Origin of the sequence: Nannocystis exedens (genome assembly GCF_002343915.1) — a bacterium.
Classification (GTDB): domain Bacteria; phylum Myxococcota_A; class Polyangia; order Nannocystales; family Nannocystaceae; genus Nannocystis; species Nannocystis exedens.
In genome coordinates, this window is the sequence record NZ_NETK01000001.1 from 1922160 (window position 1) to 1937054 (window position 14895).

Genomic DNA, 14895 nt, shown 5'->3' on the forward strand with positions numbered 1-14895 from the left:
AACCAATAATTCGAGTAGCTCTGATCAAAAGTCATGCTCACCGGAATCGGCGTGCTCGAACAAATCGAGCCGGCGCTGGAGCGCGCCGTGCAATTCGTGCTCGACCATCGCTTGCCCGACGGTCGGCTCGCGGCCGGCTGCAGCGGGCGGGCCCTGGAGAGCGCCCTGGCGCTGCACCTGCTCCGCACCTGCGGCCACGGCCCGGCGCTCCAGGCCGAGATCGCGGGTTTTTGTCGGCGCCGCCTGGCCGACCCCGAAGGCGACGGCGACTCGAGTCATGCCAGTCGGCTCGACCGCACGGTTTCGCGCCTCCTCTGCGAGCTCGTGGTCCACGGCCGGCTCGGCGCCGACGGCCTCGCCTCGCTCCAGCGCACCCTGGTCGCCTTCGATCACCCCACGCTTTGGCGCAAGCGGGTGCTGGTCGAGGTGATGCTGGTCGAACTCGGGGCACTCCCTCCGGGTCAGGCCGTGTTGCCACTCGCGGTCGTCCGCTCCGAGTCTTCACATCTGTGGGTGACGATCCTGCTGGCGTCGATTCGCGTGCTCCAGCTGTGCCACGCCGGTCGCGCCGACGAGGTCGGCGACGCCGAGCTGGCGACGATCCTCGACGCCCAGGCGACCGACGGCAGCTGGGAGCAGCACGTGCTCGTCACCATCATCGCCCTGCTGGCGCTGACCCGCCTCGGCTGCGCCGCCCCCCACCGCGCCCTCGGCCTCAATTTCATCGCCGGCCAACTGCGGCCCGGCGGCGGCGTCCCGTTCATCACCAACGAAGACATCTGGGTCACCTGCCTCGCCGGCCTGGTGCTGACCGAGGCGCGGCGGCCCGCGCACGAGCTGCAGCGCTGCGAACAATTCCTGGTATCACAGCAGCAGCCCGACGGCGGCTGGGCCTACGCCGAGGGCGTCTCGCAGACCGACGCCGACGACACCAGCGTCGTGCTGTCGCTGCTCGCTCGCCGGGGTCCGCTGATTCATCGCCCCACCATCCGCCGCGCGGTCGCCAACCTGCTCGCGCTGCAGAACAGCGACGGCGGCTTCCCGACCTTCGTGCGCGGCGCCGCGTCCGAGGCCGAGATCACGGCCAAGGCGATCACCGCCCTGCGCGCCAGCCACATGGCCCCGCCCGAGGTCCTCGAGGCCGCGTGGGCCTGGCTGGCCCGCGCCCAGCTGCCGAGCGGAGGCTTCCGCGGCGAGTGGAAGCTGTGCGTCACCTACCCGGCCTTTCATGTGATCAACGCCGCCGCCGGCCAGCGCCCCGGCACCCGCGCGGCCGAGCTCCGCCGCCGTTGCGTCGCCTTCCTCCGCGACCTCCGGCGCCCCGACGGCGGCTGGCCGATCCACCCCGACGACCGCCGCAGCCACGTGCTGAGCACCGCCTACGCCCTCGGCGGGCTCGCGGCCTGCCCGGGCAGCCTGACCTCCGGCGAGCTCTACGCCTCGACGCTGGCCCTCCTGGCCGGGCAGGGCCGCAGCGGCGGGTTCGTGGCCGAAGCCGACTCGCTCGGCCCGCGCCCGTTCGTCTACGACGTCCCGCTGCTCGCCACGCTCTACAGCGTGTGGGCGCTGGCCCGGGTCCGCGATCTGCTGTCCGGCCGCGCGCATGAAGTGCCGTTCGGCGCGCTCGCGCCCCGCCTGTCCCTCATCGGTCACGACCGGGCCTGGATCACCACCGCCTGAGCGCGGGCCCGAGCCTTGCGCCGACGACATCCGGTGCGAGCGCGCACCCATGAACCGGATGAATTGTCCTCCATGCAGCCGGCGCGGGGTCACACGAGGAACCGCGCGCCGCGGCCGCTGCTCGGCCCCAGCCGCCCCGGCCCCGTCACCGTCGTCGCCCCGATCGACGGCACCGCCCTGCGCCGCTACGCGACCGTCGGCGCCCAGGTCGAGCCCGGCGGCGCCCCGCTGCTCGAGATCGGCGACAAGACCGCGCTGTGGGTGGTCGCCGACGTCTTCGAGGACGACCTCTCGCAGGTCCGCCCGGGCACCGCGGTCCAGCTGCGCTTCCCCGCCGATCCGCGGCCGGTCGCCGGCCGCGTCGTCGGCGTCGGCGCGCTGGTCGACGTCGGCCAGCGCCGCGCCCCGGTCTACATCGCCCTCGCCGACGACACCGCCGCGCACAAGCTCAGCCCGGCATGTTCGTCCGCGCCGACATCGCCGGCCCCGCCGCCGCCGGCGTCACGCTGCCCAAGCAGGCCGTCCTGATCAAGGACGGCGAGACCGCGACCGCCTACGTCGAGGTCGACCTCGGCGTGTTCGAGGCCCGCCAGGTCGTCGTCGGCCACACCGCCGGCGAGCACGCCCAGATCGTCGTCGGCGTGGCCCCCGGCGACCGCGTGGCCGTGTCCGGCGCGCTGCTGATCGACCAGCAGTCTGCGACTGAACTCGGAGACATGTTCAAGCAGGCATGTCCGAAGGGGCATACCCACCCGAACATGTCACTGAGTTCCACATGCGCGAACGGACACGCGCGCCGGCGCACGCCCTTCGGCCCCCGTCACGCCCCGTCGTAGCGGTCGTGGTGCCGCACCCACGCCATCGGGAACTCGAGCCCCTCTTCCTGGCGGCCGAGCGGCGTAATGTCGAGGATCGCGTAGGTCGCCATCACCGGCTCGAGGCCGCGGCCGTACGTGGAATACGTGTGGTAGACGGCGTCGCCCTCGCGCGCGAACACGGACAGCCCCGGCGCCTCCGGGTGGAGGAACGCCTGCGTCGTGTAGTTGTACTCGACCGCCTGCGCCGCGACGTCCGCCGGGTCGAACGACACGTGGAAGTCGTAATTGAAGCTGCTGCCGTGCGACGACAGCCACGGGAACGTCCAGCCCATCCGCGCCCGGAACGCCTCGATCTTGGCCAGCGGCGCCCGCGAGATCGCCGCGAACGCGGTGTCGCGGGCGGCCAGGTGGGCCACGGCCCCGGAGAAATGATCGGAGACGAAGGAGCAGCTCTTGCACCCCTGCTCCCACGACGGATCGAACATGAAATGATAGACGACGAGCTGCCGCTTGCCGCCGAACAGGTCCGACAGGCTGCGCGGGCCGTCCGGCCCGGTGAACACGTAAGGCGCGTCGACGCGGACCCGCGGCAGCGCGCGGCGGGCCGCCGCCAGCGCGTCGTACTCGCGGGTCAACGCCTTCTCGCGCGCCAGCAGCTGCTTGCGGGCGGTCAGCCAGGTCGCTCGATCGACGGCGTCATTCGCGGTGGTCATGGCGGTCCTTTCGTGGTTCGGGTCGACGCTTCGGCTCGCCGGGCCGCGTCGCCCGCACCACCCAGGTGGTCACGGCGGCGCCGGTCCCCGTCGCCGCGGCGACGGTGAGCGCAATGGAGGTCCAACAGGCAGGGCACATGCCGGCAACATAGGCGAGCCGGCTCCGCCTCGCGCGTAACATTCGTGGCGCGATTCACCTCGTGACATTGCCCGACCGGCGGCCCGGCCCCTCCGCTGCCCCGGCCGCGTAACATTCGTGGCGCGATTCACCTCGTGACATTTCCCGACCGGCGGCCCATCCTCGCCGCGTGTCCTCGCCGCCCGACGCCCTCCTCGCCGCCGCCCGCGCCCTCGCCGGCGGCGACCCCCTGCGCGCGCTCGCCGGCGTCGGTCGCGACGACAGCGCCCGCGGCCTCACCCTCCGCGGCATCGCCTACGCCCAGCTCGGCGACCTCGAGCTGGCGCGCGACGCCCTCGCGCGCGCCGTCGACCTCGCCGACGACCCGCTCCTCGCCGCCCGGGCCCGCGCCGCCCTCGTCGAGGTCGAACTCGGCAGCGGCGCCCCGGCCCTGGCCGCTCGCGAGGCCCGGCTCGCCGCCGACGCGCTGGAGCGCCTCGGCGACCCCCGCAACGCCGCCATGCAGCGCCTCGTCCTCGCCCGCGCCGAGGTCCTGCTCGGCCGCCTCAACGAGGCCAGGCGCGCCGTCGAGGCCGTCCTCGCCGGCGACCTCGGCCCCGACCTGCGCGCCGTCGCCTCGCTCGTGCAGGCCGAGATCGCCGTGCGCGCGCTGGCCCCCACCGACGCCCGCAGCGCCCTCGCCCGCGCCCGCGAGGCCATGGCCCACGCCCCGCATCAGCTGCTCGCGCGCACGGTCGAGGCGCTCGAGCAGGAGCTCGCGCGCCCGCTCGCCTCGGTCTGGCGCGCCGGCGTCACCACCGAGGCCGACCTGTTCGCCATCGAGGCGCTGTCGCGCGGCCACCTGCTGCTGGTCGACGCCTGTCGCCGCCTCGCGCTCGGCGGCCGCGTCACCATCCCGCTGGCGCGCCGCCCGGTATTGTTCGCCCTGCTCCTCGAGCTCGCGCGCGCCTGGCCGGCCGCCGTCGCGCGCGACCTGCTCGCCGCCCGCGCCTTTTCCGTCCGCCGCGTCAACGACTCGCACCGGGCCCGCCTGCGGGTCGAGATCGGCCGCCTGCGCAAGCTCATGGACGGCCTCGCCGCGGCCCCGGTCGCCAGTGACGACGGCTACCTGCTCGCCTCGCAGCGCGACGTCGCCGTCCTCTTGCCGCCGACCGACGACGAGGCCGCGCGCCTGGGGCTCTTGCTCGGCGACGGCGCCGCGTGGTCGGCCCAGGCCCTCGCCGAGCACGCCGGCGTGTCGCGGCGGACCGCCCAGCGGGCCCTGCAGCAGCTCGTCGAGCGCGGCGCCGTCGTCCGCACCGGCAAGGGCAAGGACGTCCGCTACACCCGACCCGGCGCCCCGATCGCGTCACGGATGTTACTCCTCGGCCTCGTCCCGGGCGGCTAGACCCGGGGCATGCGACAGCAAATCATGACCCGCGACCATCACCACACTCCCACCCACGCCGCCGAGGTCTGGCGCGAGTACGTGCCGCTCGACGACCGCCCGATCCACGGCGTCACCTTCGACGGCAAGTCGGTGTGGTTCGCCCGCGACGGCGAAATCGTCGCCTTCGACCCGACCTCGGGCGGCGTCGTGCGCCGCTTCTCGATCCCCGGGGCCGACGCCGGCACCGCATACGACGGCGAGCACCTCTATCAATTGGCTCGCGAGGAGATCCTCGTCATCGACCCCGGCGACGGAAAAATTGTCAAACGCCTGCCCGCCCCCGGCAAGGGCGAGGACAGCGGCATGGCCTGGGCCGACGGATATTTGTGGATCGGCCAATGCTATGGCGCGCGGATCCACAAGGTCGACGCGACCACCGGTGAGGTCGTGAAGACCCTTACCTCCGACCGGTTCGTCACCGGGGTGACGTGCGTCGACGGCCAGCTGTGGCACGGCGCGGCAGGCGACGACAAGCCCTGCGAGCTGCGCCGCCTGGCCACCGACGGCACGCCGGAAGAGGTTTTGAGCGTCCCTGTGGCCATGATCGCGGGGGTCGAGGCCGACGGCGCCGGCGGCTTCTGGTGCGCCGGCGAGCAGGGGAAGCTCCGCCGGGTCCGGCGCAAGTCCGCCGACTGAAATGCCGGCCGTGAGAAGTCACGGCCGACAATTTCAATTTCTCCAGATCGAAATCTCGCATGAATCCCGGGTGTGTGTGGCGGACCGTCCAAGGTGCTACCGATTTCGGACCTGCGTCGTTCGACGTTGATCCGCCGCACCGCCCGTGAACACTCATTCCATGTGACCCCCCGCCGCTCCGATTATGGGAGCGGGACCATGGAGACATCATGCGTAGAATCATTAGTGCCACAATTCACTGCTTCTTCCTCGGCCTCGGCCTCGTCGCCGCCTGCGACGCCGGCGATATCACCCCGCAAGAGCCCGGCCGCGAGGCAACTATCGGCTGCGGCGGAATCGACGGCCTCGAATGCCCAGCCGGCCTCGAATGCATCGACGCCAGCGGCGGCGTTTGCCACCCGGAGACCCAGGGCCCCGACTGCGTCGGCGTCTGCGAGCCGATCGAGGGCCTCTGCGGCGGCGTCGCCGACATCGCCTGCGAGCAGGGCTGGGTCTGCCACGACCTCGCCGACGACTGCGACCCGAAGCTCGGCCACGACAATTGCCTCGGCGGCTGCCGTCCGCTCGACCTGGCCGACAAGCCCGCGCCCAAGGTCGAGCCCGAGCCCGAGCCCGAGCCCGCGCCGCTGCCCGAGGGCCTGTGCGGCGGCCCGGTCCACGTCGAATGCGAGGAGGGCTGGATCTGCCACGACCTCGCCGACGACTGCGTCCCCTCGCGCGGCGACAGCGATTGCCTCGGCGGCTGCCGCCCGGCGGAGCCGGGCCCGGACCCCGTCCCGGTCCCCGTCGGCTCGTGCGGCGGCCCCGACCACGTCGAGTGCGAGGAGGGCTGGATCTGCCACGACCTCGCCGACGACTGCGACCCCGCGCGCGGCGGCACCGACTGCCTCGGCGGCTGCCGCCCGGCGGAGCCGGGTCCGGACCCCGTCCCCGACCCCGAGCCCCAGCCCGAGCCCGACCTCTCGTGCGGCGTCGACGGCAAGACGTGCGACGCGGGCCAGATCTGCGTCGACAAGCTCAACGACAAGTGCGACCCGGAGCAGGGCCACGCCAATTGCCCCGGGGTCTGCCGCCAGGTCGAGGCCCCGCCCGTCCAGAGCCCCGTCCAGTGCGGCGGCGTCGGCGGCCTCACCTGCCCCAAGAAGCAGGCCTGCGTCGACGACCCGAGCGACCAGTGCGACCCCGACGCCGGCGACATCGATTGCATCGGCACCTGCCAGGACCGCCTCGCCCCGTGAGCGTTGACCGCGAGTGACGCGCCGCGCCGCCGTTCGTGGCCCCGACGAGCGGCGAGCGGCGAGCGGCGAGCGGACCCGAGCCCGCCGTCTCCAGAATGATAGTATATGTCCCAATGGACATATACTATCATTCTCGTCGCGACGAGCTCTGGCCTCCCCACCGCGAGCCGCGGAACGACGACACATGCCCCCGTGGACATGTGCCATCAATTCCGGCGCGCGCTACTTCTTGCCCTTCCCGCCGCCGCCCTTCGGGCCCCCGCCGCCCTTCGAGCCCCCGCCGCCCTTCGGGCCCCCGCCGCCCTTCGGGCCCCCGCCGTGCATCGACTGCTTCGGCGCGGGCGACCCGCCGTGCGACTTGCCGCCGTGGTGCTTCGCGCCGCCCGACCCGCCGAGCCCGGCCTTCCCGCCGCCGTGGCCCTTCCCGGACCCGCCGCCGCCGAACCCGCCCTGCGCGGAACCGCCGAAGCCGCCCTTCCCGGACCCGCCGCCGTGGCCCTTCCCGGGCCCGCCGAGGCCGCCCTTTCCGTGCCCGCCGCCGTGCCCCTTCGCGTGCCCGCCGAACGCGCCGTGGCCCTCGAAGCCGGCGTGCCCCTTCGCGTGCCCGGGCGGCAGCCCGCCGGTGGCCTTCCAGTGGCCGTGCTTGAGGTGCCCCGGCGGGATCCACCGCCCCGTCTCCGCCTCGACGTAGATGCTGTGGTACATCGGCCGGTCGACCACGAACGCCCACGCCAGCAGCGGCTGGGCCACCACCACCGCGCTCGCCTCGAAGCGCGCCGGCGCGACGAATGTCAACAGGTCGGCGTGGACCGCCGCCCCGGCCGAGAAGCGGACCCCGGCCGAGAAGCTGGCCGAGAACGACACCTCGCTGGTGGCCCGGCTCGCCACTACCGTCGCGGTCGCCAGGTCGACCGCGTGGACCACCGTCGCCCGCGACGACGGGATCACCTTCATCTGAAAGTCGACCCGCGCGTCGCTGCGGACCTCGACCACCTCGACGTGATCGATCTGCCCGTCGGCGTCGATGTCGATGCGGTTGATGTTCGCCTCCGGGTCGTTGACCGCCAGCTCGAGCTCCTCCGCGGTCTCGATCGTCCCGCCCTGGACCAGCGCGGTGACCTCGGCCAGGCGGAAGCTGTCGGCCTGCAGCTCGATCGACGCGCTCGCCGGCGCGGTCGCGACGATCGCGACGTCGGCCTCGGCCTCGGCCGCGACCGCCGCCGCCGCGACCTCGGCCTCGGCCTCGGCCTCGGCGTTGGACTGGGCCTGGGCGACGATGGCGGCGTCACAAGCGGTGAACAGGAGGAGCGCGGAGGTGGCCAGGATCGTTCGTCCCATGCCCCCTAGACCGGCGCCACCCCCGCGCTTCCAACCGGGGTCAGCCCGGCTCCAGCACGTGGCAGCAGCCGGTCTTGCAGTAGAAGCCCTCGGGGCAGTCGCTCTGGCCCATGTCGTCGATCTCGCACGGTTGGGCGTCGCCCTCGCAGGTGGGGTCGTCGCAACCCGGGGGTGGCTCGGTCTCGCCGAAGCAGACCTCGCACTGCTCCGGCTGGCACTCGTCGTCGCAGTCGAGGTTCTTCGTGCATTGCTGACACGAATCGATCTGCGCCAGCGAGCAGTCCTGGTCGCCGAGGAAGATGTCGTAGGTCATCCCCTCGACGACCACCGTGCAGCAGCCGAAGCAGTCGCAGCCGTTCGGCACCTGGCACTCGTCGAGGCACTGCTGCGGCTGCTCCATCGGGCAGTTGTTGAAGTCCTCGTCGTAGGGGCACTTGTCGCCGCCCGGGCTCAGCGGGTCGCACTTCAGGTTCCACGCGCAGTCGCCGGCCCCGCCGCCCGAGTTGCCGTCGAAGAAGCAGTCCTGCTTGCACGGGTCCATGTTGTCGCCGGGCAGGCCGGTGGCGAACGTGTCCTCGCGGTCGTCGCACGGCGACACGCACTCCGGGTCGGCCTGGTCGACCAGGCCGTCGCCGTCGTTGTCCATGCAATCGCCGCAGGCGTAGATCCCCCCGTCGCACTGCAGCGGGACGCAGGACCCTCCGCCGGTGGTGGTGGTCGTCGTCTCGGTCGCCGTCACCGGCTCGGTCGTCGAGTCCGAGGTCGTCGTGCTCGTCGTCGTGCTCGTGCTCGTGCTCGTCGTCGGCTCGGTCGTGGTCGGCTCGGCCGTCGTGCTGGTCGTATTGTCGGTCCCGGTGGTCGGCCCCGCGGTCGTCATCGCCGACATCGTCGTGCTGTCCGACGCGGTGCCGGTCTCGCTGGCGACCTGAGTCTCCGTCTCGCCCTTGCTCGGCCCGTTGCAGGCCAGCAGCGCACATACTCCGAGGACATGAATATTTCGCATATGCAGATGCTCTCGCCGGTCGCGCGCAAAAGCAATCGCCGTTTTCGCGCGGGCCGGCGTCACACTGCAACACGTACCACCGCGACGGCAGAGCCCGCTGGACGCGCGCGGGCCCGCCGAGCGCCTGTGATCATTCGACCACGAACACCCCGCGCAGATCCTCGGTGGCCGACAGCGGCACCCCCCCGCCGTCGAGCGAGATCGCCCGGAATTGATAGTAGAGCCCCTTCGTCAGCGCCGGCCCCTCGTACGGCACCTGCACCGTCTTGCTGCCCGAGACCCCGGGCACCATCGTGTTCTCCCACAGCAGCTCGCCGAACACGTCGAACACGCGCACGATGTAGCTCTTCTCGCTCGAGTCGTCGTCGAACTCGAAGGTCGGCGTCGCGGAGGTCGCCGTCGGCTCCTCGGCCCCTGGCGCGACGACCGCGAGCGCCTCGGTGACCTTGAACCCCGCGTCGACCGTCACCGCCTCGCCGGCCGCCACGGTCACCTCTTGCAATTCGGTGCCGCCGATCGACGTGTCCGGATCGCGCACCAGCCGGTCGTTCTCGAACGCGGCCAGCACCTTGTAGGTGCCCGCCGGGACGCCGGGGATCCGGAACGTCCCCGTGACGTCGGGCTCGATCCCCGGGTCGGGCGACCGCAGCCCGAACGGCACCGGCCCCCGCTCGAGCGTCTTATTGAACACGCTGACCGGCACCAGCACCACGCTCGTCACGCTGCCGCCCGGCGCGTTGACGATCTGCACCGTCCCGCTCACCGCGCCGAGGTTCTCCTCGCCCTCCGCGACCGCCGCGAGATCGACCGCCTCGAGGTCGGCGTCCGCCACCTTGGTCGTCGTCGACGCCAGCTCGAGCCCGCGCCGGTAGCCGCGGATCGCCGCGTCGCCGGCCTGCACGTTGAAGATCGTGTACGCGCCGGTCCGATCGGCCACCCCGTACTGGGCCTCCGCGTCGCCGCTCACGCCCTCCGCGACCACCAGCGTCCCGCCCGGCTGGGCCCCGCCGACCGTGCCCGTCACCGTCACCCCGCCGCGCAGCGCCTCCGGCAGCATCACCAAGCCGACCGTCGTCAGCGGCCCCTCGATCACGCTGGCCTCGAGCTCCTCGTCGTACGCCGCCTCGGCCGCGTTGATCGGCAGCGCCACGCGGATCCCCGACGGGAACGGCAGGTAGTCGCGGGCGAACGCCTGCAGCGTGTAACTGACGCTGCTCGCCAGCTCGCCGTCGGGCTGACGCGGCGCGCTGACCTGCAACTCGTAGTGGCCCATCGCGTCGGTCACCGCGACCTCGCCGAGCGGCGCGCCGGTGCGATCCTGCCCGTTGACGAGCGCCCCCTCGAGCGGCTCACCGGTCTGCAGATCGATCACCATGCCGTGGATCTGCAGCGGCTCGCCGCAGACCCACACGTCCGTCTCGCCGTCGACCGGATCGCAAGCGAGGCCCTCGGCGCAGTGCGGGCCGTCGGCCGCGGCCGGGTCGACCAGCGGATCGCAAGGACCGCCCTTCGCCGAAGGCTCGGTCACGTCGAGCTCCTTCTCCTTGCAACTCGCAAGACCGATCGTGAGCATCGACCCGTACGTCAGGACCAGGATCTTTCGCATCTTACGGATTGGACCACCCCTGCCCCGCCGATTCCAAGGCTGATCGACCGGTCACCGCGAGTTCGCGCGCGCCGCCCGCCTCACCCGGGCTCGATCGGCTGGCAGCAGCCGGTCGAACAGAAGAAGCCCTCCGGGCAATTCGACACCCCGTCCTTGTCGACCATGCACGGGGTGTCGTCCGCGTCGCAGCCCGCCTCCTCGCACCCCTCCGGCAGCTCGTCCTCGCCGAAGCACAGCTCGCACTTCTCCGGCTCGCAGACGTTGTTGCACGACTCCTGGAAGGTGCACGACCCGCACGCTTCGACGTTCGACAGCGAACAGTCCGGCGCCGAGCCGAGGAAGATGTCGATCGTCCCGTTCGGGGTCTCGACGCGGCAGCAGCCGAAACAGTCGCAGCCGTTCGGGACCAGGTCGGCGCAGACCTCGAGGCACTCCGGCGGCACGTTCGGCTCGCACTCCTGCTTGTACGCGCAGCCGATCAGCTCGCCGGGGTTCTGCGGGTCGCACTGCAGGTCGTACTCGCACTTGTCGTTGCCGACGCCGCTGTCGAGGTCCCAGTAGCAGTCGTTCTTGCAGTCGAGGTTCTGCCCCGGCAGGTTGGTCTGCAACGAGCTCTCGCTGTCGTCGCACGGGCTCGTACACTCCTTGTCGCCGCCGTCGATCGCCCCGTCGCCGTCGTTGTCGATCGCGTCGCCGCACTCGTAGATCTTGCCGCCGCACGCCACCGGCATCGGCATCCCGCCGCCGGTCGTGGTGGTGGTGGTGGTGGTGGTGGTGGTGGTGGTCGTCGTCGTCGTCTCGGACGGCTCCGTCGTCCCGACCGTCGGCCCCGTGGTCGTGACCGGCTCACCGGTGGTCGTCGGCTCCGGGGTGCCCGTGGTCGTGGACGTCGTCGTCGTGTCGCCGACGGTCGTCGTCGTCCCCGTGGTCGTCTGGGTGCCCGTCCCGGTCTCGGTCTCGGTGCTCCCAGGCGACTCCGAGGTGCAGCCGACCATCAACCCACAAAATACGGACAAACTGTACGCAAAGACATTTCGTCGCATCGGCGAATTCGACAGGCTCCAGAGCGCCGCTTCCAACCCTTTCTCACAACGAGATGTCGATCGCGAAGACTCCGTAGTCGGAGGTCGCCGTACCGGTCACATGAATCGTCCCGACCTTCCGGCGGATCGTCCCGTCGGGCGCCTCTTCCGTCTGGCCCATGACGTCGAGGTCGAGCGCGACCGTGCCCGCGAGCTCGCCCGTCATCGCGAACTCGCCGCTGAAGCTGCCCGTGAAGGTCCCGTTCGGCAGGTCGCGCAGGCTGAGGTCGAGCAGCGCGGGCCCGCCGTCGTAGGCGACGTCGAACATGTCCTCGACCGGCCCATCCGAGTAGTCGGTGAGGGTGACCTGCAGGTCCATCTCCTTGTTGTTCGACGCGCCCTGGTCGACCTTGCCGCCGACCACCACCGTGCCGGACAGGTCGCCGGCCGCCATCTGCTCGGGGATGTTGGCGTTCGAGGCGGCGTTGAAGCCGTCGAAGCCGAGCTTGATGGCGCGGTCGACCGCGCGGTCGAGCCCGAGGTAGGCCCGCCGCGCCGACTCCGGGTCGGCCACGCCGTCGTCCGGCCGACAACTTGCGATCACGAGGGACAACGTGGCGCACGTGGCCGCGCGCGCGAAAATCGGCCTGGTGAGCGAGGGCATGTCTGCGGGCTGTGACAGGCTCGCCCGCCCGGATTCCAAGCGGATCCACCCGCGCCGCCGCCGCCGTCACAGGGGTTTGTGCCGCATGCGCAGGGCGTTGCCGACGACCGACACCGAGCTGAGGCTCATCGCGGCGCTGGCGAGCATCGGACTCAGGAGCAGGCCGAAGACCGGGTACAGCACGCCCGCGGCGATCGGCACGCCGACCAGGTTGTAGAAGAACGCGAACGCCAGGTTCTGGCGGATGTTCGCGAGCGTCTGCACGCCGAGGGTCCGCGCCCGGGCGACCCCGCGGAGGTCGCCGTGCAACAGGGTGATGCCGGCGCTGGCGATCGCCACGTCGGTGCCGCTGCCCATGGCGATCCCGACGTCCGCCCGGGCCAGCGCCGGCGCGTCGTTGACCCCGTCGCCGGCCATCGCCACCCGCCGGCCCTCGCGCTGCAGGCGGGCCACGAACGCCGCCTTGTCGGCCGGCGAGCAATCGGCCGCGACCTCGTCGATCCCGAGCCCGCGCGCCACCGCCTCGGCCGTCGCGCGATGATCGCCCGTCAGCATCACCAGGCGCAGCCCCTGCCCGCGCAGGCGCCCCAGCGTCTCGTCCGCGCCGGGACGCACCGGGTCGGCGACGCCGAGCAGGCCCGCGAGCGCGCCGTCGACGACCACGAACATCACCGTCGCGCCGCGCTCGCGGTGGGCGCCGGCGCGGCTCGTCACGCTCGCTGCGTCGAGCCCCAGCGCGCGCACCAGCTCGGCGTTGCCGAGGGCGACGCTGCGACCCTCGACCACCCCGACCACGCCGCGCCCCGCCTCCGCGCGGAACTCTCGCACCGCCGCCAGCGGCAAGCCGCGCTCGCGCGCCGCCGCCACGACCGCCGCCGCCAGCGGGTGCTCGCTGCCCTGCTCCGCGCTGGCCGCCAGGCGCAGCAGCTCGTCGGCCCCCAGCGCCCCGAGCGGCTCGACGACCCGCAATTGCGGCCTCCCCTCGGTGAGCGTGCCCGTCTTGTCGAACACCAGCGTGTCGACCCGCGCCAGCGTCTCGAGCGCCGCCGCGTCGCGCACCAGCACGCCCGCCGCGGCCCCGCGCCCGGTCGCCACCATCACCGACATCGGCGTCGCCAACCCGAGCGCGCACGGACAGGCGATGATCAGCACCGCCACCGCGTTCATCAGCGCCATCGGCAATCGCGGCTCCGGCCCCACCCACCACCAGCTCACGAAGGTGAGCGCCGCGATCAGCATCACCGCCGGCACGAACACCGCCGACACGCGATCGGCCAGCCGCTGGCTCGGCGCCCGGCTGCGCTGCGCCTCTCCGACCATGCGCACGATCTGGGCCAGCACCGTCGCGCTGCCGACCTTCTCCGCCCGCATCACGAGCGTGCCCTGGCCGTTGAGCGTGCCGCCGACCACGGGGTCGCCCGCGTGCTTCGCCGCCGGCAACGGCTCGCCCGTCAGCATCGACTCGTCGACCGCGCTCTTGCCGTCGACCACCGCCCCGTCGACGGGAATGCGCTCACCTGGCCGAATGCGCAGGTGGTCGCCGACCGCGACCTCCGCGATCGGCACGTCGACCTCGCGCCCGTCCGGCTCGACGCGGCGGGCGTACCGCGGCGCCAGCCCGAGCAGCGCGCGCACGGCTTCGCCGGTGCGCTGGCGGGCCCGCAGCTCCCAGATCTGCCCCAGCAGCACGAGGCTGACGATCACGCTCGCGGCCTCGTAGTAGACCGCCGGCGCCCCCCCGTGCCCGGCCGTGTGCGGCCCCGGCACCGGCGCGATCGTCATCACCACGCTGTACACGAAGGCCGCCGCCACCCCGAGCATGATCAGCGTGAACATGTTGAGGTGACGCGAGCGCAGCGACGCCGCCCCGCGGGCCAGCAGCGGCCAGCCGGCCCACAGCACCACCGGCGCCGCCAGCACCAGCTCGATCCACGCCAGCGCCGGCCCGAGCGCGCGCTGCACCGGCTGGCCGGGGATGATGTCCGACATCGCCAGCACCAGCACCGCCAGGCTGGCCGGCAGCGTCCAGGCGAACCGCCGCTCGAAGTCGACGAGCTCGGGGTTTTCCCCCTCTTCGAGGCTCGGCACTTTCGGCTCGAGCGCCATGCCGCAGATCGGGCACGTCCCCGGCCCGACCTGCACGACCTCGGGGTGCATCGGGCAGGTGTATTCGCCGCCGGGGACCTCGGCGGGCGCCGGCCGCGGCGCGAGGAACGATTCGGGCGCCGCCGCGAATTTCTCCCGACAGCGAGGATTGCAGAAATAGTAAGTCCGTCCCGCGTGGGCGTGGTGGCCGCCTCTGGCCGCCGCCGGGTCGACCGTCATGCCGCACACGGGGTCGATCGCGGGCGCCGCGGGCCGCGGCGCGAGGAACGATTCGGGCGCCGCCGCGAATTTCTCCCGACAGCGAGGATTGCAGAAATAGTAGGTCCGTCCCGCGTGGGCGTGGTGGCCGCCCCTGGCCGTCGCCGGGTCGACCGTCATGCCGCACACGGGGTCGACCGTCGGGGCCGGGTGGTGGTGATGCGTGGTCATGGTAGCGAGCGGACGCAGCCCCCTGCGGTGCATTACACCCCCCGGCCCGCGTCGCTCGCGCCGCGCGAGCGGCC

13 protein-coding genes are annotated in these 14895 nt (G+C 72.5%); 6 read left to right on the forward strand and 7 right to left on the reverse strand.

Annotation, left to right across the window (positions count from 1 at the left end; translation table 11 throughout):
• Positions 1 to 33 precede the first annotated feature (33 nt).
• The 3 genes from NAEX_RS07550 (at position 34) to NAEX_RS07560 (ending at position 2516) form a co-directional block, all read left to right on the forward strand.
• Positions 34 to 1680, forward strand: coding sequence for a prenyltransferase/squalene oxidase repeat-containing protein (locus NAEX_RS07550; protein ID WP_096326838.1), 1647 nt, complete (start codon positions 34 to 36; stop codon positions 1678 to 1680).
• A 72-nt stretch (positions 1681 to 1752) separates the two neighbouring features.
• Positions 1753 to 2208 carry an efflux RND transporter periplasmic adaptor subunit gene (locus NAEX_RS07555; RefSeq protein WP_096326839.1) on the forward strand — a complete coding sequence of 152 codons (456 nt, stop codon included), beginning with the start codon at positions 1753 to 1755 and terminating at the stop codon, positions 2206 to 2208.
• The gene (locus NAEX_RS07560) at positions 2139 to 2516 is read left to right on the forward strand and encodes a permuted SH3 domain-containing protein (RefSeq protein ID WP_096326840.1); all 378 of its coding nucleotides are present in this window, start codon (positions 2139 to 2141) and stop codon (positions 2514 to 2516) included. The genes NAEX_RS07555 and NAEX_RS07560 overlap by 70 nt, the downstream gene beginning before the upstream one ends.
• Here NAEX_RS07560 and NAEX_RS07565 read toward each other — a convergent pair.
• Complete coding sequence (locus tag NAEX_RS07565; protein WP_096326841.1) at positions 2501 to 3211, reverse strand: DUF899 domain-containing protein; 711 nt, start codon at positions 3209 to 3211, stop codon at positions 2501 to 2503. The genes NAEX_RS07560 and NAEX_RS07565 overlap by 16 nt on opposite strands.
• A gap of 308 nt (positions 3212 to 3519) precedes the next feature.
• Between NAEX_RS07565 and NAEX_RS07570 the strand changes: the two genes are divergently transcribed.
• The 3 genes from NAEX_RS07570 (at position 3520) to NAEX_RS07580 (ending at position 6653) form a co-directional block, all read left to right on the forward strand.
• On the forward strand, positions 3520 to 4737 hold the full coding sequence (locus NAEX_RS07570; RefSeq protein WP_096326842.1) for an HTH domain-containing protein: 1218 nt from the start codon (positions 3520 to 3522) through the stop codon (positions 4735 to 4737).
• A 9-nt stretch (positions 4738 to 4746) separates the two neighbouring features.
• Positions 4747 to 5415, forward strand: coding sequence for an NHL repeat-containing protein (locus NAEX_RS07575; protein WP_211302365.1), 669 nt, complete (start codon positions 4747 to 4749; stop codon positions 5413 to 5415).
• Between the two features lie 209 nt (positions 5416 to 5624).
• Complete coding sequence (locus NAEX_RS07580) at positions 5625 to 6653, forward strand: hypothetical protein (RefSeq protein WP_096326844.1); 1029 nt, start codon at positions 5625 to 5627, stop codon at positions 6651 to 6653.
• 222 nt (positions 6654 to 6875) lie between these two features.
• Here NAEX_RS07580 and NAEX_RS49790 read toward each other — a convergent pair whose 3' ends face one another.
• The 6 genes from NAEX_RS49790 to NAEX_RS07615 form a co-directional block, all read right to left on the reverse strand.
• Positions 6876 to 7991, reverse strand: coding sequence for a hypothetical protein (locus tag NAEX_RS49790; protein ID WP_096326845.1), 1116 nt, complete (start codon positions 7989 to 7991; stop codon positions 6876 to 6878).
• Positions 7992 to 8031: 40 nt separating this feature from the next.
• A complete protein-coding gene (locus NAEX_RS07590) occupies positions 8032 to 8994 on the reverse strand; it encodes a hypothetical protein (RefSeq protein ID WP_143140862.1) in 963 nt (320 codons plus the stop codon).
• 130 nt (positions 8995 to 9124) lie between these two features.
• Entirely contained in the window at positions 9125 to 10600 is a 1476-nt protein-coding gene (locus NAEX_RS07600; RefSeq protein WP_096326848.1) for a YbhB/YbcL family Raf kinase inhibitor-like protein, read from the reverse strand.
• 80 nt (positions 10601 to 10680) lie between these two features.
• Positions 10681 to 11595 carry a hypothetical protein gene (locus tag NAEX_RS49795; RefSeq protein ID WP_170135536.1) on the reverse strand — a complete coding sequence of 305 codons (915 nt, stop codon included), beginning with the start codon at positions 11593 to 11595 and terminating at the stop codon, positions 10681 to 10683.
• Between the two features lie 91 nt (positions 11596 to 11686).
• On the reverse strand, positions 11687 to 12226 hold the full coding sequence (locus NAEX_RS07610) for a hypothetical protein (protein ID WP_143140863.1): 540 nt from the start codon (positions 12224 to 12226) through the stop codon (positions 11687 to 11689).
• Positions 12227 to 12352: 126 nt separating this feature from the next.
• Positions 12353 to 14821 carry a heavy metal translocating P-type ATPase gene (locus NAEX_RS07615; protein WP_096326850.1) on the reverse strand — a complete coding sequence of 823 codons (2469 nt, stop codon included), beginning with the start codon at positions 14819 to 14821 and terminating at the stop codon, positions 12353 to 12355.
• Positions 14822 to 14895 lie beyond the last annotated feature (74 nt).